This window comes from Mycolicibacterium sp. CBM1 (genome assembly GCF_054073305.1).
Window position 1 is genome coordinate 41,801 of the sequence record NZ_JBSXPP010000013.1, and the last position, 24,523, is coordinate 66,323.

Sequence of the window (24,523 nt, forward strand, 5' to 3'; positions counted from 1 at the left end):
GATTGCGCCGTTGCGGTTCCCCGGCCAACCTCGCCAAATCGGAACAGCCGGTCGGATACCCTGACGCTCGTGTCAATCCAGGACCATCGTGCGCCCGCACCCAACGATGAACGGCTGGACAACCGGCTTGTACTGATGGACCAAGCCTTCTACGCGGGGCATCACGCCGTAGGCCAGAAGGAAGTGATGCAGGTCGGCTGGCTTTACCAACACCCGGTGGATCTCCAGCAACTGGAGCGGTTTCGCCTCGAACTCGGCAACGGCATGATGGGAAGGCTGATCGAGCGGTCGCCGCTGCCATTCGGCCGATGGCGGTGGGTCGCCGACCCGCATCCGGCCGAACTCGACGTCGCGACAGCCACTCGTCCTCGCCCCGAACTCGGCAACTGGTTCGACGAACACACACAACTACCTATTGATCCGGAATCGGGACCCGGCTGGCGAATCGGTGTTCAACCCTTCGACGACGGTTCAACCGCGATCAGCCTGGTGCTGTCCCACTACGTCATCGACGGCATCGGCGCTGCCGTGGCCGTGACCGAGGCACTCTGGGGAGTTTCACGCGATCTTGGCTACCCACCCCCGCGATCACGCTCTGCCCTAAGTGCACTGGTGCAAGATGCGCACGAAACCTTACGAGACGCACCGGCCGTCGCGCGGGCGTTCCTCGCGGGGGTAAAGGAAGCCCGCCGCCGCCAGCAAGATGTCGTCCACACTCGGGCACAGGCGTCACTGCCGGCCATTGCGCCGACGAGCGGGGCAAATGACCTCGTGATCGTGCCGAACGTCTGGATCCGAATCCCGTTGGACCAGTGGAATTCCCGCGCGGAGGCTTTGGCGGGAACTGCAAGCGCGCTGGCCGCGGCGTTCACCGCGCGACTCGACCGGCACATGGGCCGCGTCCACGGCAACGCGGAAGACGTCAAGATGTTGCTGACCGTCAACACCCGCACCGCCGAGGATTCCCGCGCCGTCGCCGTCTCGTTCGTTCGGGTCGGCGTCGACCCAGCAGGCGCGACGACCGATCTGACCGCTGCCCGAGCCGCGATTAAAGAGGCGCTCAAGGACGCGAAAGACGCCCCCGACGAGTCGGCAGAGCTTGTCGCACTGACTCCGTTCACCCCCAAGCGAGCTTGGAAACATCTGATGGACTACGCGGTCAGCGACCCCGAGCGGCCCGCGGTGTGTTCGAATCTCGGGGACACCGGTCCGGCAGCGAGCCGCCCCGACGGCACGCTGTGCGACGGGATGTTCGCCCGGGGAGCGAGCCAGCATGTCACGAGGGGCTGGCTCGAACGAACGGGAAGCCAGCTACAGGTTTTCGTCGGCACCTCAATGGAGATGAACCAGGTCGGCGTCTGCGTTCGCGGCTACCAGCCGGGGTCGGTGACGACGAAGGCGGAATTGCGCGTGCTCGCTGAGCGCACGCTGTCTGAGTTCGGTCTGACCGGCGATATCGACTAGCGAAACCGCACCGAAGTTGATGCCATCCGCTCGACCATTTAGTGCTTGCGGACGCGTCAATGAAACCAGTATGAAGGCAATATAACAGTTAGCCGTAACGGCAGATTTACGCATACGTAAGCGCGTATGCTCCGCTGTTGCATCGGCAAAGTGCCCATACGGAGGCCATCATCATGGTTGACTCTCGTCGAGATCGGTCGCGCTTTCGACGGCACCGCTCGTTTGCGGGAACAGCCGCACGGGCGACTGTGACGCCCGCCACAGAGGCTTGCCGCGAGATGCCGCGCTTCGATGCATAGGTCCAGAGTCCAGCCGGTGGCTGGTGTGAGAAGCGGAAGCGCTCGAAAGACGGGAAAGGTCGGCCTGCGGTGATCGAAGGACGTTTGCCCGACGTTGAGCAAACTCAGCCCGATGTCGCCACGTTACCGCCCCGCGACAGTCCCTCCCAGCCCGGTGCTGATTCGTCACCACAGCCGCCGGCACCACGTGAGGCTCGCAAAGGTCGTCGAAACCGGCGATCGATGTTGAAGTCTTTGGGGCGGTTGTGGATTCCGCTGGTCGTGATCGCCGTGCTTGCTGCCGGGGGGCTGACCGTTTCGCGCCTACACGGCATCTTCGGCTCAGAGAAAACTCTGAGCTATGGCGATACCAAGAACGACAAGGGCAAGCCCTACAACCCGAAGAAAATGAAGTACGAGATTTTCGGGCCGCCGGGGACGGCGGCTCAGATCAGCTATTTCGACGAAGACGGAAACCCGGTACACACCGACACGACGCTGCCCTGGTCACTGGAGTTCCCGATCTCCGCGGCGGCAGGCATCGGCAGCATCGCCGCCCAAGGCGATAGTGAGACCATCGGGTGCCGTATCACCGTGGATGGCGAAGTGAAGGCCGAAGAGACCACGACTCACGAAGTAAGCTCATTCGTCTCCTGCCTGCTGAAGGCCGCATGAGCACCCATGAGTTGCACGCCGGGCAGGAGCGGGTGGCGCACACGATCCGCAGGTTCTCGGCGCTGGTCATCTTGGGCTGGCTGGCGATTGTCATCGGCTTTACCCTCGGCGTACCAACTTTGGAACAGGTGGAGGCCGAACATGCGGTCTCGCAGAATTCCACCGATGCGCCGTCCTACAAAGCTGCTATGCGCGGGTCTGAGGTCTTTCAGGAAACAGCCAACGGCGGCGCGGCCGCCATGATCGTGTTGGAGGGTCAACAACCCCTCGGCGACGACGCCCACGAGTACTACGACCGGCTGATCCGCCAATTGCGTAGCGACACCAAGCATGTCCAGCACATCCAAAATTTCTGGGGTGACCCACTCACCAGCGCCGCAGCCGAAAGCAACGACGGTAAAGCCGCCTACGTTCAGATAGTCGTCTCCGGTAAACCGGGCGAAGCAGTGGCCAACGAGTCGATCAAGGCTGTGCAGCACATCGTCTCGGAGACTCCGGCACCGCCGGGGATCAAGACCTATGTGACCGGACCCGCTGCTCTTGCCGCCGACATGAGCGTCAGCGGCAACAGCACCGTCACCACCATCACCCTGGTGAGCATCGCGGTAATCCTGGTGACGCTGCTCATCGTCTACCGTGCGCCACTCACCGTGCTGGTCTTACTGCTGGTGGTGGGCATACAGCTACAGGCCGCTCGCGGATTCGTCGCGCTACTCGGACATCACGAGATCATCGGGTTGACCACCTTCGCGGTCAACCTGATGGTGGCTCTGGTGATCGCGGCCGGAACGGACTATGGGATCTTCTTCATCGGGCGATATCACGAAGCGCGCCTGGCCGGTGAAGACCGCGAGACGGCCTACTACACGACCTACCGCGGCGTCGCCCATGTCGTTTTGGCTACCGGCCTGACAGTCGCCGGAGCTACCTTCTGCCTCAGTTTCACCCGGCTGCCCGCGTTCCAAGCGCTCGGTGTTCCGTGCGCGGTGGGCATCTTGGTCGCGGTCGCGGTCGCCCTCACACTGGTGCCCGCAGTCATTGCCGCGGGGAGTCGTTTCGGGCTCTTCGAGCCCAAGCGCAAGAAGGCGGCGCGCGGATGGCGCCGGATCGGAACGGCGATCGTCCGATGGCCGGGACCGATCCTCGTCGCGTCGTTGGCCGTCACGCTGGTCGGGCTGCTGACGCTGCCGGGATTCAAACCCGATTACAACGACCAGCACTTCCTGCCGAGAAACATTCCCGCCACGCAGGGCATCACCGCAGCTGCTCGGCATTTTCCGCCGTCGGCAATGATGATGCCCGAGATTCTGATGGTGGAGACCGACCATGATCTGCGCAATTCGGCAGACTTTCTGGTGCTGAACAAACTCGCCAAGGCCGTGCTCGCCGTTCCGGGTATCGAGAAGGTTCAGGCTGTCACGCGGCCCGAGGGAACGCCGATCGCCCACACAACGATCCCGTATCTGATGAGCGCGCAGCAAGCCGGCCAGCAGCAATTCATGTTCTTCCAGAAGCAACGCATGGAAGACCTGCTTACCCAGGCCGACCAGCTCGGACAGACCATCACGATCATGTCCCATATGTACGACCTGATGAAGCAGATGTCGGCAACGATGCACAGCATGGTCATCAGCACGCATGAAATGGCTGATATCACCATGGAATTGCGTGACCATATTGCGGACTTCGATGATTTCTTTAGGCCGATCCGAAACTATTTCTACTGGGAACCACACTGCTTCGACATCCCCGTCTGCTGGGCGGTGAGAAGTATTTTCGACATCCTCGACGGGGTTGACGGGCTGACCGACAAGCTGCAGCAGCTCGTGGTGAATCTCGATCAGATGGACGTGATCATGCCTCAGCTGCTCGCGCAGTTCCCCGAGATGATCGCGATCATGACGAGCATGCGAGCGATGCTACTCACGATGCATAGCACGATGTCCGGCGTCTTCAGCCAGATGGACGACAACGGCAGCAATTCGACCGCGATGGGCAAAGCTTTCGACGCCGCCCAGAACGACGATTCGTTCTATGTTCCACCCGAGGTCTTCAAGAACGAAGATTTCAAGCGGGTCATGAAGATCTTCATCTCACCGGACGGCAAAGCCACTCGGATGCTCATTTCCCAGAAGGGCGACCCCACCTCGCCCGACGGCGTCGGCCGGGTCGATGCGATCAAGAGCGCAGCCGAGGAAGCGCTCAAGGGGACCCCGTTGGAGGGATCACAGATTTCCCTGTCCGGTACAGCAGCCCTGGTCAAAGACACGGTCACCGGAACGAAATTCGATCTCATCATCGCGGTCGTTTCAGCGCTTTGCCTGATCTTCATCGTCATGCTCATCGTGACGCGAAGTCTCATCGCCGCCATGGTCATCGTCGGCACGGTGCTCGTTTCGCTCGGCGCGTCCTTCGGCCTGGCGGTATTCGTTTGGCAGTACCTACTCGGAATACAATTGCACTGGTCTGTCTTCGTGATGACGGTAATTATTCTGCTCGCGGTGGGCTCCGACTACAATTTGTTGCTGGTCGCCAGAATGAAAGAAGAACTGCATGCCGGTATCAATACCGGCATCATCCGGGCAATGGCCGGCACCGGTAAGGTGGTAACCACTGCCGGCTTGGTATTCGCGTTCACCATGGCCTCGATGATGGTCAGCGACGTCATCAGCATCGGGCAGGTGGGTACGACCATAGCCATCGGTCTGCTGTTCGACACGCTCGTCGTGCGGGCGTTCATGACACCGTCCATCGCCGCATTGCTGGGCCGCTGGTTCTGGTGGCCACAACGGGTACGTCCTCGCCCTGCCAGCGCCATGCTGCGGCCCACGGGACCGCGTCCATTGGTACGCGCCTTGTTGCTGAACCAAGAGAAGTAAGTGTCGGAAACCGATCTCAGGACAGAGCCGACCACTCAGCGCCACCGGCCGTTGTGGGCGAGGTCGATCCGAACGCTGTCGCCGATCATCATTCTGGTCTGGTTGGCGGTGACAGTTCTCGTCACCTTCTTCGTCCCCTGGCTGGAGACCGTCGGCCGAGACCATTCGGTACCGATGGCTCCGCAGGACGCCCCCGCTGTTATAGCTATGCACCGGATGGGCAGCGAGTTCAAGGAGTCCACTTCCGACAGTTTCGCGATGCTGGTGATGGAGGGGCAGCAGGAACTCGGCGACGACGCGCACGCCTACTACGACACGCTGATACGCGCATTGAAGAGCGACACCAAGCATGTCGAGCATGTGCAGGACTTGTGGGGAGATCGACTCACCGCGGCCGGAGCCCAAAGCAAAGACGGCAAGGCCGTCTACGTGCAATTGAGTCTGGCCGGTAACCAAGGCACAACGCTTGGCCAGCAATCGATTGCCGCGGTCCGCGGCATCGTCGAACGCACGCCTCCTCCGCCCGGCATCGCGGTCTACGTCACCGGCCCAGCCGCCCTCGTCTCCGACATGCAGCATGCCGGCGACCACTCCATGATCAAGATGACCGCCGTCGGCGGCGTCATCATTCTCGCGGTTCTTCTTCTGGTCTATCGGTCCATCGTCACGGTCATTGGCCTGTTGTTGACGGTCGGCATTGAGGTACTCGTTGCCCGCGGCGTTGTCGCGTTTCTCGCCGACCACAACGTCATCGCGCTCTCGACGTTCGCCACCAGCCTGCTGGTTGCACTGGCGATGGCCGCAGGAACCGACTATGGCATCTTCTTTTTCGGCCGATACCACGAAGCCCGTCAGGCGGGCGAGGACATCGAGACCGCCTTCTACAGCACCTTCCGCAGTGTCGCTCCCGTTGTGTTGGGAAGCGGCCTGACCATAGCCGGCGCCATGCTGTGCCTGAGCTTCACCCGGCTGCCCATCTTCCAGAGCATGGGCGTTCCGTCCGCTGTGGGCATGCTCGCCGCCGTCGCGGTGGCGGTGACACTGGTCCCATCATTTCTGGCCGTCGGAAGCCGCTTCAGATTGTTCGACCCCAAGGTCCGGATCAGAACCGGTCGGTGGCGACGCATCGGCACGGCGGTGGTGCGGTGGCCGGTACCCATTCTCGTCTCGACGATTGCGATCGCACTGGTTGGCCTGCTGGCGCTGCCGGGCTATCAGACTAGCTACAACGATCGGCTCTACATACCGCAGAATCTGCCCGCCAATGTCGGGAATGCCGCAGCTGACCGGCACTTCTCCCAAGCCAGGATGATGCCCGAGATTCTGATGATCGAATCCGATCACGACATGCGGAATCCGTCGGATTTCCTGATCCTGCACAAACTGGCGAAAGCAATTTTCAAGGTGCCGGGCATTTCGCGTGTACAGGGGATAACCCGGCCCGAGGGCACGCCGATTGAGCACACCTCCATACCCTTCCTCATGGACATGCAGAACGCAGGCATGCAAAGCAGCCTGACTTTCATGAAAGCTCGTATGAACGACCTGCTCACGCAGGTCGGGATGATCAACAGACAAATCGCGTTGATGAAACGCATGTATGAACTGCAGAAGCAGCTCAACACGATAACGCACAACTCCTTCTTGACGACGAAGGAAATGTCGCAACTCGTGACGGTGCTCATGGGTAGCGCAGCTGACTTCGACGACTTCTTCAGGCCGATCCGAAATTACCTGCACTGGGAGCCGCATTGTTACGACATTCCCGTGTGCTGGACGGTCCGGTCGATCTTCGAGGCGATCGACGGCATCACCTCACTGAACGACAAAATGAAAGAGATGCTGGTCCACTTTGCGAACTTAGATCAGCTGATGCCACAGCTCCTAGCCCAAATCCCACAGATGATCGCGATCATGGAGTCGATGCGGGACATGATGCTGAAAATGCACAGCACCATGTCGGGCACATTTGGAGTACTGGACGATTCAAATCTGAACACCACAGCCATGGGGCAGGCTTTCGACGCCGCACAGGACGACGATTCCTTCTATCTGCCGCCGGAAGTATTCGACAACCCTGACTTCAGGCGGGCGATGAGCGCTTACCTGTCGCCGGACGGAAAAGCGGCGCGGTTCATCATCTCGCACAAGGACGAACCGGCGTCCCCCGAAGGCATCGCCAGTATCGCCAAGATCAGGTTGGCCGCCGAGGAAGCCCTCAAGACCACCCCTTTGCAGGGGTCCACGATCTACATCGCCGGCACCGCAGCAACATTCAAAGACTTCAGCGACGGCTCCAAATACGATCTCCTGATCGCCGCCGTCGGCGCGCTCTGTCTGATCTTCATCATTATGTTGATCATCACGCGGAGCCTGATCGCGTCGCTGGTGATCGTGGGCACCGTCGCGCTTTCCTTGGGTGCCTCATTTGGGCTTTCAGTGCTGCTGTGGCAGTACCTTCTGGGGATCAAACTGCACTGGATGGTGCTGCCGATGTCAGTGATCGTGCTGTTGGCGGTCGGCTCCGACTACAACCTGCTGCTGGTGTCCCGAATTAAAGAAGAGTTGGGCGCCGGCATCAACACCGGCATCATCCGCGCCATGGGCGGCACCGGAAAAGTCGTGACAAATGCCGGCCTCGTGTTCGCGTTCACCATGGCCGCGATGGTCACCAGCGATCTACGGATCATCGGTCAGGTCGGCACGACCATTGGCTTGGGACTGCTGTTCGACACCCTGGTCGTACGGTCGTTCATGACGCCATCGATCGCCGTGTTGCTCGGGCGGTGGTTCTGGTGGCCGCAGATCGTCCGTCCACGCCCGGCCAGCTTCATGCTCCGGTCCGAAGGCACGCGTGCATCGGTGCGGGCCTACATGCTGGCGCGCGAGAACAGCGACGACGATCCGGTCACCGCCGAGATACCAAAGACGACGGTTTGACGGGATCGGCTAGCCGGCTCCAGACGTGGCGCGGATTTCCGACCGGACGTAGTCCACTAATGCCTCACCGGCGTCCGTCGGCACGAATCCGGTGGATTCGATTTTGCTCAAGTCGAGCCCGCTGTTGTGGGGCCGAGGCGCAACAGGATTCGTCGCCTTACTGAAGTATTGCTCGGTGGATACCCCGGTGATCCGGTTCGGATCGTGGCCCGCCACCTCGAAGGTGCGCCGCGCCACATCGGCCCAGGAGGTCACCGGTCCGGCCCCGGTCACGTTATACGTCCCGTAGGGCGCGCGGGTTTCGGTCAGGTGCCGGATCGCCCGGGCCAGTTCCGAGGTGAATGTCAACCGACCCACTTGGTCGTCGACCACCGCCGGGTCGATACCGCGGTCGGCGAGAGAAAGCATAGTGCGCACAAAGTTTCGTCCGTCCCCGATCACCCACGAGGCTCGCACAATGTAGTGCCGATCCAGTGTGGCGATGATCTGGTCGCCAGCGGCCTTCGTCTGCCCATAGACACCGAGCGGGGACATCGGGTCGTCCTCGCGGTAGGGCCGTGTCGCAGTGCCGTCGAAGACGTAGTCGCTCGACACGTGGATGAGCGTAAGACGATGTTGGGCAGCAACTCTCGCCAGTTCAGTCACACCGGCGACGTTGGCCGCCCACGCCGCCGCACGCCCTTCGGGGGTCTCGGCGGCATCCACCGCGGTATACGCCGCAGCGTTGATGATCGTGTCGTAGTCACGCCATGAGCGTGCGGAGGCCAACTCCCCCGAGGTGAGGTCGAGCTCGGCGCGGGTGGCGAACTCCACGTGGGCGGCGTCGGCATACTCCGCGCGAAGGGCGCGGCCCAACTGGCCACCGGCGCCGATCACGAGTGTCTTCCGCGGCTGGATAGGGACAACGTCGGACAGTGGTCCTTGGGCCCGGTCCTTCGCGGAGAGTTCCGCTCGATCCAACGGGATCGGCCAATCGACGGCGATCGTCTCGTCCGCCGGATTCAGCGATGTGTAGACACCGTCCGGGGAGTAGTGGTCGTTGACCAGGTAGGTGTAGGCGGTATTGGGCTCCAGAGTCTGAAAACCGTTGCCGACGCCCTGCGGGACGAACACGGCCCGCGAGGGGTCGACCTCCGCGGTGACCACGGTGCCGAACGTGGGACCGTCCCGCAGATCGACCCACGCACAGAAGATCCGGCCCGTCGCCACCGAGATGTACTTGTCCCACGGCTCGGCATGAATCCCACGGGTCGTACCCGCGGACTCGTTGAAGGACACGTTGTTCTGCACCGGCCCGAAGTCGGGCATCCCGGCCGCCACCATCTTCGCTCGCTGCCAGTTCTCCTTGAACCAGCCCCGATTGTCGCCGTGAACGGGCAATTCCCAGATGGTGAGCCCTGGAATGGCGGTACTCACCGCGCGCAGCGTCTTGCCGAGCTCCGTCATTGAGTTGCGCTCCCCTGTCATTGCCCGATTCGGGCGTAGAACGCTTCGGTGGCATCTTTGGCGGGTGCCCACCAGTCCTCGTGCGTGCGGTACCACTCGATCGTCGCGGCCAGGCCGTGCTCAAAATCGGGATACATTGGCCGCCAGCCGAGTTCGTCGCGCAGTTTGGTCGCGTCGATGGCGTACCGAAGGTCGTGTCCGGTCCGGTCCGGAACGTTCTCATAAGCATCTGCAGGCTCGCCCATGATGGTCAGGATCAACTCGACGACGGTCTTGTTGTCCTTTTCACCATTGGCGCCGATGAGGTACGTCTCGCCGATCCGGCCCTTTTCCAGGATGAGCAGTACCGCCGACGAGTGGTCGTCGGCGTGGATCCAGTCGCGGACGTTGAGTCCGTCGCCGTAGAGCTTGGGGCGAGTGCCGCGCAGGACGTTCGTGATCTGGCGCGGGATGAACTTCTCGACGTGCTGGTATGGGCCGTAGTTGTTCGAGCAGTTCGATATCGTCGCCGCCAGGCCGTACGACCGCATCCACGCTCGTACCAGCAGATCGCTACCGGCTTTGGTCGACGAGTACGGCGACGACGGGTTGTACGGGCTGGATTCGGTGAACCGGCCGGGATCGTCCAAGGGCAGGTCGCCGTAGACCTCGTCGGTCGAAATGTGGTGGTAGCGGACACCGTAGCGGCGAACTGCCTCGAGCAGTGTGAAGGTACCGATCAGGTTGGTGTGCAGGAACGGTTCCGGGTCGTCGAGTGAATTGTCGTTGTGGGTCTCCGCCGCGTAGTGCACAACGCTGTCGGCGGAGGCGACCAGCTTGTCGACCACTTCGGCGTTGGCCACGTCACCGTGGACGAAGCTCACCCGGTCCTCGGGCAGGCCCGCCAAGGACGCCAAGTTCCCGGCGTAGGTGAGCTTGTCCAGCACCGTCACGTGGTGGTCGGAGTGCTCGACCAGATAGTGCACGAAGTTCGATCCGATGAACCCGGCGCCCCCGGTGACCAGCAGCCGAGCCACTACAGACCCCTTTCCAGCAGCCCCAGCAAGTAGGAGCCGTATCCCGATTTGACCAATTTGTCGGCCCGATCGCGTAGTTCATCGTCGGTGAGGAAGCCCTGGCGCCAGGCGATCTCTTCCGGCACCCCGATCTTGAGGCCGGTCCGCCGTTCCATCGTGCGCACGAAGTCCGCGGCGTCGGTCATCTGATCGAAGGTACCGGTGTCCAGCCACGCAGTCCCACGCGGTAGCACCTGCACCCGCAGGCGGCCCTGCTCGAGGTAGGCGCGATTGACGTCGGTGATCTCGTACTCCCCCCGGTCACTCGGCCTCAGCTCACGGGCGATGTCGACCACGTCGTTGTCGTAGAAGTACAACCCGGGGACCGCGTAGTTACTCTTGGGAACCTTCGGTTTCTCCTCCAGCGACATGACCATCCCGGCGCCGTCGAACTCCACCACCCCGTAGGCGGAGGGCTCGGCCACCCAATAGGCGAAGATCACGCCACCGTCGACGGTGGCGAACGACTTCAGCTGGGTGCCCAGGCCCGGCCCGTACAAGAGGTTGTCTCCCAAGACCAGGGCGACCTTGTCCGATCCGATGAAACCCGAGCCGATGGTGAAGGCCTGCGCCAGCCCATCGGGCGAAGGCTGCTGGGCGAAGGTGATCGACACCCCGAACCGTGATCCGTCACCAAGGAGCCGCTCGAAGGACTCTGCGTCGTGCGGTGTGGTGATGACCAGGATGTCCCGGATCCCGGCCAACATCAGCGTGGACAACGGGTAGTAGACCATCGGTTTGTCGTAGACGGGAATCAGCTGCTTGGAGACGCCCTGCGTGATCGGGTGCAGTCGCGTACCCGAGCCCCCCGCCAGGATGATTCCCCTCATGGCGTCATGGTATCGGCGGTCATGTGGTTCCGCGCGACCGCCGGACGATCCGCACACCCATGCCCAGCGTCTCGTAGATCCGCAGGTCGTCGACCCAGAACGAACCCTGGAACACAATCAGCACGCCGACGTCGTCCCGCGTCACCGACAGGATGTCGATTTCGCTTCGGGTGCGCATGTTGGTCGGCACCACCTGCCCGCGGAACTTCCAGCTGAACGGCTGACCGACAGCGACGATCTCGAACTCGCTGTCCTCGCCACCGAGTCCGGACAACTTGGCCGCGGCGCGGGCAGCCTGCTGCATGGCCTCCAGGCCCAGCGAACCGGGTTGCACGGGATCCTGGAAGAAATGCGCCTTGAAGAACCACGCCTCGGGGCGCACGTCGAACTCGGCGACTAGCCGGCCCAGACCTTCCACTCCCCCGTCGGGCCAGAAGTTCACCCGGTCGATCACCTGCAGTCGGCCCTGGGCCAGCCACGGGTCACCGCGCAACTCGTCAGCGGTGTAGGGCATCGAGATCGGCGCAGGCGTCGAAAGCGACTCCAGCCGGCCCGGTTCGACCTTGAGGCCCACCTGATTCTTGAGCGCATCGGGGCTGAAGAACCCGAACGCCGTCTTCATCGTCATCACCACGTGGTCGCCCTGGGTGCAGGTAACGTCGAAGAAGACGATGGTCGAGCCACCGCCCTCGGCGTAGCGACTCAGCGTCGAGGTGATCCGCAGCGTTCCGACCTCGGCGGGCTTGACCAGCACCACCTCATCGCCGTCGAGATTGCGGAAGACGACGTCGTCGGGGCGGTTGGCGGCGAAGCCGTTGTACGACGACAGCCAACCGCAGGGTTGCAGCAGGATCTCGATCAGCACTGACAGCGGCACGGTCGAGGACTTGCCGTCCTCGAAGTACCAGGCGTCGGCGGGGACGTCGTATTCGGCGACGACGGTGCCGCCCTTGGTCGGCACGCCCGGCGGGCTGTCGACGCTGAGGATGCGTGAGACGAAGTGGTACGGCTCGTCGGGCAGTCGGGGCGCACGACGCGTGCCGTCGAAGGGCTTGTACAGCGAGCCGAACGCATCGGAGGGCATACCCCGCCCGCAGGCCAGCAGTGCGCCGTAGTCACCACGAACGTCCTTGGTGCCCTCCAGGATTCGCGCCGGGCCGGGTGCCCCGGGGGGCATCGGCCAGTCGGGCACCAGCCGCATGCCGAAGCGGCGGCAGCCGAAGACCTTGAATCCGTCGCTGCGGCAGAGCAATGCGGCGTAGACGGTCGGCGTTGGGCCGTCGACGATCTCCTCGATGAACACCTCGTAGTCGAGGTGGTGGTCGGCGTCCGGGGTGACCTGGCCTCGGCAGACGAAGCGGGCCATCTCGTCGGGCACCGGCTCGAAGCGCCAGCCGTCACGCTCGATGGTGAATCCGTAGGCGGCCATCGCGAACGACAGGGCTTGCGTGGCAGCGTCGGCCATCAGCGTGCCGGGCATGCAGGGATCGTTCTTGAAGTGCCCGTCGTAGAACCAAGCGTCCCTGGGCACCTCCGCCGTCGCCCTCAGATAGCCACGCCCCCACGGACCGCCGTCAGGCTGGAACTCCGCCACCTCGTCGATCAGCCGCAGCTTGCCGCGCGGTGTCTTCGGGGTACGGGAGTGCGCGGCGGCCCGTTCGAAACCGGGGCCGAAGCAGGCGAAGGCGTGGCCGTCAGTGAAGGCGTCGACGTCCGCACGGTCGAAGGAACGCTTCTGGGTAACCCGTGGTGGCTCGTCGCGATGTGCACCCTGGCGCGGCACGTCGTCGGCGGCATCCCACAAAACTCCGTCGGAGTGACTGAGTTCCTCGTTGGAGAAAAACCCGGCCTGCCCGTTGCGCACCGAGATCATCAGCCGGTCGCCGATGTAGCAGTCGTAGTGGAAGAAGAACAGCCGGGTGTCGCCATGTTTGGCGTGGCCGTCGATGTGGATGTCGTAGCGCAGGGTTTCACCGCCCTTGGGCAGCTCGCCCATGAACGTCAGGTCGCAGCCCAGTAGCCGGTACACCCGCTCGCCGCGATTGTGGAAGTCCGCGCCCAGCCAGGACGCCAGCAGCAGGTCGGCCTGGCCGGATTCGATGACCACACCCGGTGACATCCGCCCGTTGTGGATATACCAGGCATCGTGGTCGACGTCGGTCTCGGTGACGATGCGACCCGTGCCCATCGTGCCGGGCTCACCCTCGACGAGCATCACCCGATCGGCCAGCAGCAGTGGCGGTTCGGGCATGCGCACCAGACGGTCGTAGCGGTCCAGCTCGGCGAACTTCGGGCCGAAGACCTCGGAAATATTGCCCCCGGCAAGCACTTCGAGCTGAGACCGAGACCACAGCACCTGCTCAGGCACGGGAGCCGGTGCCGCGACCGGAGGCGGGGGTGGCGGTGCGGGTACCGCCGGGGCCGGGGCAGGGTTCGGCCGAGGCTCGGGCGCCGGGATGGTCGGCGAATTCGGCGGTGCCGCGACAGGTTGCGGTGCCTGAGTCAACCCCAGCGGCGACGGCGGTGCGTCGAGCGTGCCGGCCGAACGCCGGCCCGCAGCCATCGCCAGCATCTCTGCGCGCATCTTCAGGAAGGAGGCGTGTGCCTGTGCCTGCCGTTCGACGAACGCCGCATGTGCCTCACCGACCGACTCGACCAGGCTCATCGCCGCGGCTGCCCGGCCGCCGACTGCTGCCGTTGACCGAGCTTCGGCGCGAGCGGGCAGGAGTTCGGCCGCCGCGACGACGACTTCCTGCCGCGGGATCGGTAGCGGCGTGGGGTACGCCGGTGCCGCGGGCATCGTCTGCACAGTTCCGTGGTCCACTTCCGGCATCGGAGCGCTCCCGTTCTCAGCGACATGATGGGCTGGCGCGGTCGCCACCGGGACGACGTCGGGCCAATGGGCGGGCAGCGTCACGGTGCGGGAGTGCGCAGCGGACGCCGGGGCGGCTTGGTTGCGCAATTTCGTCATGCGGGCGTCGAACGCGTCGATCTGCACCGGCAGCCCGTGCACCCACAGCTTGGAGACGCTCTCGGCGAGCGCCCGAAGACCGCGGCGTTCCTGCGAGTCCAGCGCCACCGCCAGGTGCGGCCGGTCGCCGAGGATCTTCGGGATTGCACCGGTGAGGATGGCGCGCGGCCCGTGCTCGACGAAGACCCGCACACCGTCTTCCCACGCCTGCAGGATCGTCGCGGGGAAATCGATCGGCTCCACGGCCTGCTGGGTGATGGCTGCTGCCGAGGCCTCCGTCGTCGGCACATAAGCCCGGTTTCCCGCGTTGGTGTAGAACCGCACCCCCGGTGCGTCGTGAACTTCGCGGGTGTGGATGGCGCGCCAGGTCTCGGCAAACGGATCCATGGCGCTGCAATGGATCACCATGTCGAGACCGAGCGGGATGGCACTGGCCCCGCCGACCGAGTCGATGACCCGCTTACAGGCTGCCGGATCACCACCGATGACGCAGTCGTCGGGCGCTTGCACGATGGTCATGTACGCGCGCGGTTCGCGGGCCAGAGCGGCCTCGATGTCAGCCCGGGGCGCGGTGATACGCCAGCACTCCCACGGCGCCGGCTGCTCACCCAAGCCCCAGTCCGTCGCCGCGACGCGGCAACTGCCGGTCAGCTGCTCGCCGTACATGCCCGAGGCCTCGATCTCGCCGAGCATATCCTCCAGGTCGCGCCACACGCTAAATGCCAGAAGGGAATTGGTCTCGCCGGACGACAGGCCGATCGCCGCGGTCGGCGTCAGCCCGAGCATCGTACGGGAGAACTCCGCATGCGCCTGGCAGACCAGGGCACAGCCGGTGAGTTGGGTGCGTGGGTCCAATGCGGTGATGCCCGCGCCGTACAGGGGGCGGGCCAGATCACCGACGCCGCTCAGCCGTGCGGCGAGCGCATCACCGAGTTCGGGCCAGGCCAGGAAGAGATCTCGCCCCGCCCCCGGGTATGCCGCGGCCGCGCCGGTGAACATGAACGCCAGCTCGCCGGTCATCGGGGCGTCGCTGAAGGCGACACCGGGTATGGCCGGTGTCTCGCCGCGCTCCAACCGCTCCACCGCCGCCGTCCGAAGCGTGGCCAGCGACGACTGGCTGTCGGAGACCACCGAGCACCGCACCGGGCCGCTGCCACCGGGGTCGTGCCGCTTCATCCGGGCCAGCAGATCCGGGCGGCTGTCGGCGGCGTATCGCTCGCTGACCGGCACCGCCCCCAGAGCCAGCGGCCGCGGCCGTTGACCCGCGGCCGACAGCGTGACGCCGTCGGCGCGGCCGCCCAGTGACTCCAGCCAGACCGACGTCTGTACCTCGCCCGGCGCGGGCTGCGCCCCGTTCCGGTCGACCCGCACCCGGGTACGCAACGCCTGTGTGCGCGAGGCAATTTCGACAGCCGCGCTGGCCGCGTGAGTGCGGCCGAAGCGCTCCGCGGCGACGTTGGGATCCGACGTGCCGACGGTGCCGTCGGTGTCGATGACGGCGATGATGTCGTCACCCGCGGCTTCGGCGTCGGCGCGCCGTTTGAGGACGAAGGCCACCGCGGCGTCTCCGTGGGGTCCCCACCCGCCGGCTCCGACCGCGTCGGCGGCACGCTCATGTGCCGGTTCACAGCACATGTCGACTGCACCGGCGACGACGGCGTCCAGTTCACCGCGCCGCAGGGCACGCACCGCGATCCGCAGCGCGGTGATCGCGGAGAGCTCCTCGCTGGACACCGTGAAGCCGAACCCGCGGAAATCCCGTTGTGCGTGAATGCGGTTGGCCGGGATGTTGGGCATGGTGCCGACCACGCCGTCGGCGGTCAGCCTTGGAGCCGCATCGCTGTTGGCGGTCAGCCAGTCCTGGTCGTCGGCGTGCAGAACTCGAAGCCGCTGGCGCGCGATGGTGGCGTCACAACCCATCCCGACGATCACCCCGGTGCGTTCCGGGTCGATGCCGATGCCCTCGAGTGCCTGCCCGGCCGCGGCCAACATGGTGGTCTGCTGACTCAGGCTGGCCTTGAGCTCGCTGGGCGGGAAGCCCAGCCGGACGAGGTCGAGTTCCACGGTGTCCAGCGCGGTGGGATGGGCTTCCGGGCCCAGGGCCCTACGCCGGAACGATTCGGCGTCACCGGCGTCTCCGGTTACCACGCCCATACCGCAGATGACGACGTCGCCGGTCGGTGCCGACGGTGGCCGCACCGGACGTGTGGCGGGTATGTAGTTTTCAACGATGAGGTGGGCGTTGTTTCCGCCGAACCCGAAGTTGCTGACGGCTGCCCGCTTGGTGGTCGCGTCCCATGACGTCGGTGCGGTCGCCAGGGTGAACGGTGTATCTCCCAGTGCCGCTGTGGGTTTCTCGCACAGCGCCGGCGGGATGGTCGCGGCGTGCATGGCTGAGAGCACGTTGACCAGGCTCGCCGCGCCGGAAACGGTGATGGTGTGACCGAGGTTGCCCTTGAGTGCGCCCAGCCGTAGCGGCACGTCACCGTAGGCGGCGACGATGCTCTGCAACTCCGTCGCGTCGCCGAGTGGGGTTCCGGTGGCGTGGCAGTCCAGGTAGTCGATGTCGGCCGGCCTAAGCCCGGCCTGTTCGAGGGCGGCCAGCATCGCGCGCGTCTGACCCGCGACAGCCGGTGCCAGGAAGCCGCTTTGCCGGCCGTCGTTCGAGAGGCCGACACCGCGGATCACACCGAGGATCCGGTCACCGGCCTGTTCGGCGTCGGTCAGGCGTTTGAGGGCCACCAGCGCCGCACCGGATGCCGGGACCAGGCCGTCGGCATCGCTGTGGAAGGGCCGGGAGCGCCCAGACGGGCTCAGTGCCTGCAGCGCAGTGAAACCCAGGTGCAGGAACAAGTCGTCGGCGCCGTTCACGCCGCCCGCCAGCATCATGTCGGCCTCACCGTCGTGAAGGGCGTCGCAGGCGAGCTTGATCGCATACAGCGACGATGCGCACGCCGCGTCCAGTGCGAACGCCGGCCCGGTCAGGCCCATCGCACCTGCGACGAGCGCCACGGGCAGACCCGAGGAGAAACGGTTGCGCGGATCGACCTGGCCGCGGCCGGTCCACACACTTTCGACGAACTCGGTGTTGCCCGCCGACGGATAGGAGAGGTTGCCGACGATCAATCCCGTTCGCGGCGCTGCCAGCGGCCCGCCCAACGCTTGTTGCGCACAGTGCGCCAGCCAGTGGGCGATGGGATCGAGGTGTTCGACATCGGTTATCCGCGAGGCAATTTCTCCGAGGGCGGCCGAGGCGTCGATGTAACCACCGGTGGCCGACGAGACCCGCAGCCCGGGCTCGGCGCTGGCCAGCAACGCCGCTGGGTCCACCCCGCGCCAATGTTCGGGGCGAGTGGGTGTCAGCAGGCAGCGTCCGGCCAGCGTTGCGTCGAACAGGGCCTCGGGTGTGGTCGCGCCGGGCAGAATGCAGCCGCGCCCGACGATCGCGACGGGGTCGAAACCACTCACGCCGTCGTATCCGCCCCAGTGCCCGCGACATAGAACTCGACACCCTGCAACTCGGCGACCAACCCTCCGTCGGCGGTCTGCAGCGCGATGTCGAAGTCGACGCGCTTGTCGTTGACCGGGGTGGCGGCGATCCGGCACCGCAGACTGCCACCGTCACCGAGCGGTCGATGCAAGACTGCGCGCCCGATACGCACCGGTAGCACCAGCGGCCGGCCGTGCGCGCAGGCCCACAGGATGCCCAGTTGCAGCCCGCCGTCCACGCTGACCGGATCGAACGCCCAGTCGTTGTCGGGCCAGCCGAGGTCGCGCAGTCCCTTGAGGGTGGCGCTGCCACCGGCGGGCCCAACCGCTCCCAGCTCTTCAATGGCCGCAAACCGGGGCCCGTGGAACAGCGGACCGCCGTAGATCTCTGCCACCGTGAACAGCCACTGCTCACCACTGGCATCCGGGATTGAAATGCTTGGTGCGGAAGCGGATTCGGTCTCCAGGACCGCGCGATAGCGTTTACGGCCCTCGGGATCGGAAACGCTGACGGTGTAAGCCGACCCGGTTGGCTCGAGCCCGAGGGTCAGCGCCTGCTGCTCGCATTCGGCGAAGGTCACTCCGGAGAGCACCTGGAAGTCGTGGACCACCGGCGCCGAGTCCGGCACCAGACCGCGCACCGCGCGCAGCATGGCGTCGAGCACGACCACCACCGGCACCACCACCCGGCCGCGGACCTGATGGTCGGCGAGCACCGGCAGGTTCTCGGTCGACACGTCCCAGTCCAGCCGGGTAGCGCGCAGGCGGCCCTCGGCGGGTGCTGTCACCACGATCGCGGTCGCCGGGGAACGGCGCAGCGCGTGTTCGGCGAAGAACTGTGCGCCCTCGTCGATGGGGATCACGCCGACCCCGGATTCCAGGAACCGATTCTTGAGCGTGGCATCGACCATGCCGCCGTCCCACGGCCCCCACCCGAAGGCACGCGCGACGCACCCGTCACCACGGCGAGCGGCCTCGCGCGCCGCAATGGACTCCAGTACCGCGTTGGCGGCAGCGTAGGCGCACTGCCCCGGGTTGCCCGCTCGCGCCGCGATGGAGGAGAACAGCGAGATGAAGCGCAGGTCGTCCGACGACGTGGCCGCCAACAACGCTTCTGCCCCGATCACCTTGGTGCTGAACACCCGGACGAACTGCTCGTCGTCGAGGTCTTCCAGGCGCCGGTCGGCCAGGACACCCGCGCCGTGAACGACGCCGACGATCGGGCCGACGTTGTGACGTACCTCGTCGAGGACGCTGCGCAATTGCTCCGCGTCGTTGATGTCGGCGGCGAAGTACCGAGCCGCAGTGCCCTGCTGCTCGGCGGCGGCCAGGGTGGCCCGGACTTCTCGCTCGGCGAGCAGGCGCTCAGCCTGTGCCCGCGCCTGCGGCAGGCTGAGGGCCTCGCCCCGGGCCCGGGCAGACGCCGCCAGAGCCGTGGCGATTTCGGTGACGGTAGCGCCTTCCGGCTCGTCTGTGCTCGCGTCCCGCAGGGCGGTGCGGCCGAGCAATACCAGGCGCAGGCCGTGGCGCGCGGCGAGTGCGAGCGCCGACCTGGCGGTGACGCCACGTGCGCCGCCGGTGACCACCACGACGCCGTCGGCGGGAACGCTGACCGTCTCGCCGGTGGGTTCGGCGTCGATGTCGTCGACGACGACCGACCGGGTGCCGTCACTGCGCAGCGCGACCTCCACACCGCTCCCACCGGCGAGCAGTTCTGCGACAAGGCGCTGCGGGTCTAGGGTTTCGATGTCGATGGCCCGCACGGATGCGTTGGGCCACTCCCACGCGGCGGTCTTCGCGACGCTGGCGACGCCGACCGGGGTGTCCGCTTCGGCGAAACGCGCGCCGGTCGACTGCACTGTCACGAAAAGCCTGGAGCGCGAAGAGCTCTTGGCGACACTGCGGGCGGCGTGGAATGCCCTCAGGTGCGTGTCGACGCAATCCTGCGGCGAGCCGGCCGGTCCGAGAGCGGCCAGGCTGATGACCGCGGCGGCTTCGTGCGGTACGACGTCGACGGCGCGGGCCTTGATACCGTGGCTGATCATCACCCGTTCGAGGTCCTCGGCGAAGGCCGCGTTCTCACGGGTGATCAAGACCTCGCCGTCCCGCAGGCCTGCCATGGCGAAACCACTAGGCGGGACCTCGCGAAAGTTCGGCTGCGTGCACTCCAGCCCACCGGACGGCGCGGACGCCGTGGCCGAATGGGCGGCGGGTGCGGATGGTTGGGATCCTCCTCCGGAGGAGGCCATCCCCGATACGGAGTCGACGACGTCCTGCAGGGTGCGCAGGTTAGCCAGCTCGGATGCCGGAATCTCAGGCGCACCGGGGAATTTGGCCTGCAGTGCCGCCAGGATCTCCACCTGCTTGATGGAGTCGATTCCGAGTTCGGACTCCATCTCCATGTCCAGCCCGAGCATGTCGGCCGGGTATCCGGTCTTCTCCGAGACGATCGCCAACACCACCGCACCGGCGGACTGTGACGAGACCGGGGCCAGCGAGGGGTCAGAACTCGCACCGGCGGGGGCCGGTGCACTGGTACCACCGGAGGCGAAGTCGGCGATGGAATCCACGACGTCCTGCAGGGTGCGCAGATTCGACAACTCCGACGCCGGAATCTCCGGGGCGCCAGGGAACTTCGCCTGCAACGCCGCCAAGATCTCCACCTGCTTGATGGAGTCGATCCCCAGCTCGGACTCCATCTCCATGTCCAACCCGAGCATGTCAGCCGGATAACCCGTCTTCTCCGAGACGATCGCCAACACCACCGCACCGGCATCCACCGCCGGCGCCACAGCCACAGGTGCCGGAGCAGCCGTCACACCACCCGGCGCACCCACCGACGCGAAATCAGCCACCGAATCCACCACATCCTGCAACGTGCGCAGATTCGACAACTCCGACGCCGGAATCTCAGGCGCACCAGGGAACTTCGCCTGCAACGCCGCCAAGATCTCCACCTGCTTGATGGAGTCGATCCCCAGCTCGGACTCCATCTCCATGTCCAACCCGAGCATGTCAGCCGGATAACCCGTCTTCTCCGAGACGATCGCCAACACCACCGCACCGGCATCCACCGCCGGCGCCACAGCCACAGGTGCCGGAGCAGCCGTCGCCGGAGCGACCGCCATGGGAGCGGGCTGGACCACCGCAGTCACGGGGACGGATTGGACCGCGGGCACTACCGGCGCCGCAACAGCATGTACGACCGGTGTGGGAGCCTGCACGGGCATGGTCGGCGCCGGTGACGGTGCATGCTGAACAGCGGCGCGTTCACCGACGATCTCAGCCATCATCTGCGCAGACATGTCCAGGAACGCCTGATGGGTGTTGGCCACCGCATCCAAGTAGCGCTCGTGCTGCTGCGCGGTCTCCCGCTGGATGCGGTCGATGACACTCCACGCGTCGGAGGACAGCTCCGCCGGCGCCGCGGTGACGGCCGGCACGCTGGTGCGTGGCAGAGCGGGAGCCGGGGCTGGAACCGTCTGCAGCGCGGGCGCGGCGGCGACGTCGTTGCGTGGCGGCACCGGTGTCGGCGTGGGCATCGCCTGGACCGCAACCGCGGCGGGCGCACCGTTGTGCGCCGCTACCTGCGCGGGAGCTGCCGCCGGCGGCGGCGCGCTCGGCGCGCTCGGCGCGCTCACGCGAGTGCGCTTCGGGGTGATTGTGACCTTGCCGCCAGCAGGCGGATAAGGCTTTCCAACGTTGGCTCCTCCTACCAGGACCGCATGCTTGGGGGCGGGCACATGCTTGGTGGGCTCGTCATAGTCGTCATAGAGCGCCGCGAGGTCGAGTTGCACACCGTCTGCCGCCAGGGCTGCCAGTCCGCGGTGCCAGCCGCGCAACCCGTCGGCCTTCGGATCGTCGAGTGCGACGGCGAGATGCTCTGTCCCCGGCAGGATCTGGCCGACGAGTTTGGTCAGCACCCGGGCGGGGCCGACCTCGATGAAGCGAGTGACACCGTCGCGCGCCATTGCCTCGATCATTTCGCGGAAGTGCACGGGCCTGCGCACCTGATCACCGAGCTGCTCGGCGACCCGATCCCCGTAGACCTGCGCTGTGGCGTTGGCGTACACCGGGAATCGGGCCTGACCGAATTCCATCGTCTCCAGGAACGCCGTCAGCGGCTCGGATGCCGCAGCCACGATCGGCGAGTGGAACGCCGACGCAACCGGTAGCCGGACCGAGGTCCAGCCCGCCGACTTGACTGCCGTCTCGGCCCAGGCGATATCGGCGGCCGGACCTGCGAGCACCACCTGTCCGGGAGCGTTGTCGTTGGCGATCACCAACGCAGCGGCCGCCTCCGGGTGGGAATCGAGCAGTGCCTGAACATCGTCGGCGCCGGCGCTGACCGCGAGCATTGCACCGTCGCGTCCCTGGCCGGCTTCGGCCATCAGCACCCCACGGGTGCGGGCGGTCTCGACCAGTCGCTGCCTCGGGAGCACACCCGCTGCAGCCAGTGCGCTGACCTCGCCGAAGCTGTGTCCGGCAGCAGCTTCGGGGCGCACACCGAGCACGTCGAGCAGCGCGAGCTGCACCAGGCTGGTGGCGGCGATGGCCGGCTGGGCGTTCTGCATCGCGGTGAGCTCGGTCTTCTGGGCGTCACGGGAGACGGCGTCGAAGACGGGTTCGGGGAACACCACGCGGTGCAGGTCGGTGAGGTCGCCGGCCAGCGAGTCCCACACCGCGACCGCCTGGGGGAAGGCCAGCGCGAGATCGGCACCCATGCCGACGTACTGGCTGCCTTGTCCGGGGAACAGGAACGCGGTCTTACCTTCGCGAGGCGCACCGACTCCGACGACGATGTTGGGATCTTTCAGCTGGGTTGCAGTGCCCGCCGTGAGCGCCGCGCGCAATTTCTCAGCGAGTGTCTCCAGCCCAGTCACATCCGCGGCCACCAGACCGGCGCGTGCGGCCTCAGCAGCATCGAACTCGCGCGCCGACTCGAAGGCGATCCGCGCCAGACTCTCGCCGGCGCGTGCCGCGGCGACGATGTCGGCGGCCCGCTTGGCCAGGTCGGCCTCAGATCCCGCGCTGAGCACCACCAGTTCGCTGGGCATCGCCCGTAACCGCTTGGCGCGGTGGTCGCCCCGATACTCCTCGATCGTGACGTGGAAGTTGCTGCCCCCGAATCCGAACGAGCTGACCGCCGCCCGGCGCGGTTGCCCGCCGGTGCGCACCCAGGGGCGGGTCTGAACATTGACGTAGAAGGGCGTCTCTTCCAGGCCCATCGCGGGGTTCGGGCGATCAACCTTCAAGGTACCGGGCAGTGTCGAATGCTGCAGTGCTAGAACAGCTTTGATAATTCCTGCCGCGCCCGCCGCCGCCTTGGTGTGACCTATCTGCGACTTCACCGAGCCCAGCGCGATACGGGCTGAATCGTCGGTGAAGACCTGCTTGAGGCCGGCGAATTCGGCGACGTCACCGGCCTTGGTCGCTGTGCCGTGCGCTTCGAGGAGTTCGACGGTTGACGGCGCATAGCCGGCATTCTCATAGGCGCGACGCAGGGCCTTGGCCTGACCTTCCGAGCGCGGGGCATAGACGCTGGAGGCGCGGCCGTCCGACGACGAGCCCAGACCCCGGATGACGGCGTGGATCGGGTCACCGTCCCGTTCGGCGTCGTCGAGACGTTTGAGGGCCAGCATGCCGACCCCCTCCCCGATGATCGTGCCGTCGGCGGTCTCGGAAAACGGTCGACAGTCCCCGGTCGGCGAGAACGCCGGCGTCTTGGAGAAACACATGTACATCATCACGTCGTTGAGCGCATCGACACCGCCGGTCAACACCATGTCCGACTCGTGTAGGTACAGCCGATGCATGGCGGCCTGCAGCGCCGAGAGCGAACTGGCACAAGCGGCATCGACGACGAAGTTACTGCCGCCGAGATCCAGTCGGTTGGCCACCCGGCCGGCGACCACGTTGCCGAGCAGGCCCGGGAAGGTGCTCTCCTGCCATGCCGGGTACTCGTTGGCGATGTCGCGGCAGATCTCGTCGGCGTCTTCCTCGGAGAGCCCGTTCTCGAGTAGCGCCTTGCGCCAGATCGGCCGCTGCATTCGCGAGCCCATCTGGACCACCAGTTCGGTCGTGGAGGCGACGCCGAGCACCACATCGACACGGTCGAGGTCGACCTCGACGCCCGACCGCATCGCCTCGTCGAGCACCTTGCGGGCGGCGATGAGCGCGAGCAGCTGCGCTGAATCGGTCGACGGCAACGCGTTGGGGGGCAGGCCGAATTTGACTGGGTCGAACAGCACGGGATCGATGAACCCGCCACGCTTGCAATAGGTTCGGTCGACGGCCTTGGGGTCGGGGTCGAAGTAGTCCTCGATGAGCCAGTGGGTGGACGGCACGTCGCTGATCGCGTCGCGGCCACCGGTGATGGTGCGCCAAAAGCCCTCAAGCCCAGGCTCACCCGGATAGATGGCTGTCATACCGACAACGGCGATCGGGGTGACAAGGGGGTGCTGCGTCTGGTCTGTCATAGCGCCTTATCCGGAGA

Annotated in this window: 9 protein-coding genes; 4 read left to right on the forward strand and 5 right to left on the reverse strand. The window is 65.6% G+C overall.

Going from position 1 to position 24,523, the window contains the following annotated elements; translation table 11 throughout:
- The first annotated feature begins 69 nt into the window (after positions 1-69).
- From ACXDF8_RS17685 to ACXDF8_RS17700, 4 genes are all read left to right on the forward strand, one after another.
- On the forward strand, positions 70-1,464 hold the full coding sequence (locus ACXDF8_RS17685) for a hypothetical protein (protein WP_457224583.1): 1,395 nt from the start codon (positions 70-72) through the stop codon (positions 1,462-1,464).
- Positions 1,465-1,997: 533 nt separating this feature from the next.
- Complete coding sequence (locus ACXDF8_RS17690; protein WP_457224687.1) at positions 1,998-2,417, forward strand: MmpS family transport accessory protein; 420 nt, start codon at positions 1,998-2,000, stop codon at positions 2,415-2,417.
- Positions 2,414-5,296, forward strand: coding sequence for an MMPL/RND family transporter (locus ACXDF8_RS17695; RefSeq protein WP_457224584.1), 2,883 nt, complete (start codon positions 2,414-2,416; stop codon positions 5,294-5,296). Before ACXDF8_RS17690 ends, ACXDF8_RS17695 begins: the two co-directional genes overlap by 4 nt.
- Positions 5,297-8,236 carry an MMPL/RND family transporter gene (locus tag ACXDF8_RS17700; protein WP_457224585.1) on the forward strand — a complete coding sequence of 980 codons (2,940 nt, stop codon included), beginning with the start codon at positions 5,297-5,299 and terminating at the stop codon, positions 8,234-8,236.
- 9 nt (positions 8,237-8,245) lie between these two features.
- Here the strand turns inward: ACXDF8_RS17700 and ACXDF8_RS17705 are convergent, their stop codons facing one another.
- From ACXDF8_RS17705 to ACXDF8_RS17725, 5 genes are read right to left on the reverse strand one after another with little or no spacing between them, the layout of a single operon-like run.
- A complete protein-coding gene (locus tag ACXDF8_RS17705) occupies positions 8,246-9,682 on the reverse strand; it encodes a sugar nucleotide-binding protein (RefSeq protein ID WP_457224586.1) in 1,437 nt (478 codons plus the stop codon).
- A gap of 17 nt (positions 9,683-9,699) precedes the next feature.
- Complete coding sequence (rfbB, locus tag ACXDF8_RS17710; RefSeq protein ID WP_457224587.1) at positions 9,700-10,698, reverse strand: dTDP-glucose 4,6-dehydratase; 999 nt, start codon at positions 10,696-10,698, stop codon at positions 9,700-9,702.
- On the reverse strand, positions 10,698-11,567 hold the full coding sequence (gene rfbA, locus ACXDF8_RS17715; RefSeq protein ID WP_457224588.1) for a glucose-1-phosphate thymidylyltransferase RfbA: 870 nt from the start codon (positions 11,565-11,567) through the stop codon (positions 10,698-10,700). The genes rfbB and rfbA overlap by 1 nt, the downstream gene beginning before the upstream one ends.
- A gap of 19 nt (positions 11,568-11,586) precedes the next feature.
- The gene (locus ACXDF8_RS17720) at positions 11,587-18,006 is read right to left on the reverse strand and encodes a beta-ketoacyl synthase N-terminal-like domain-containing protein (protein WP_457224589.1); all 6,420 of its coding nucleotides are present in this window, start codon (positions 18,004-18,006) and stop codon (positions 11,587-11,589) included.
- Positions 18,003-24,506: an SDR family NAD(P)-dependent oxidoreductase gene (locus tag ACXDF8_RS17725; RefSeq protein WP_457224590.1), complete on the reverse strand. Its 6,504-nt coding sequence runs from the start codon at positions 24,504-24,506 to the stop codon at positions 18,003-18,005. The genes ACXDF8_RS17720 and ACXDF8_RS17725 overlap by 4 nt, the downstream gene beginning before the upstream one ends.
- Positions 24,507-24,523 lie beyond the last annotated feature (17 nt).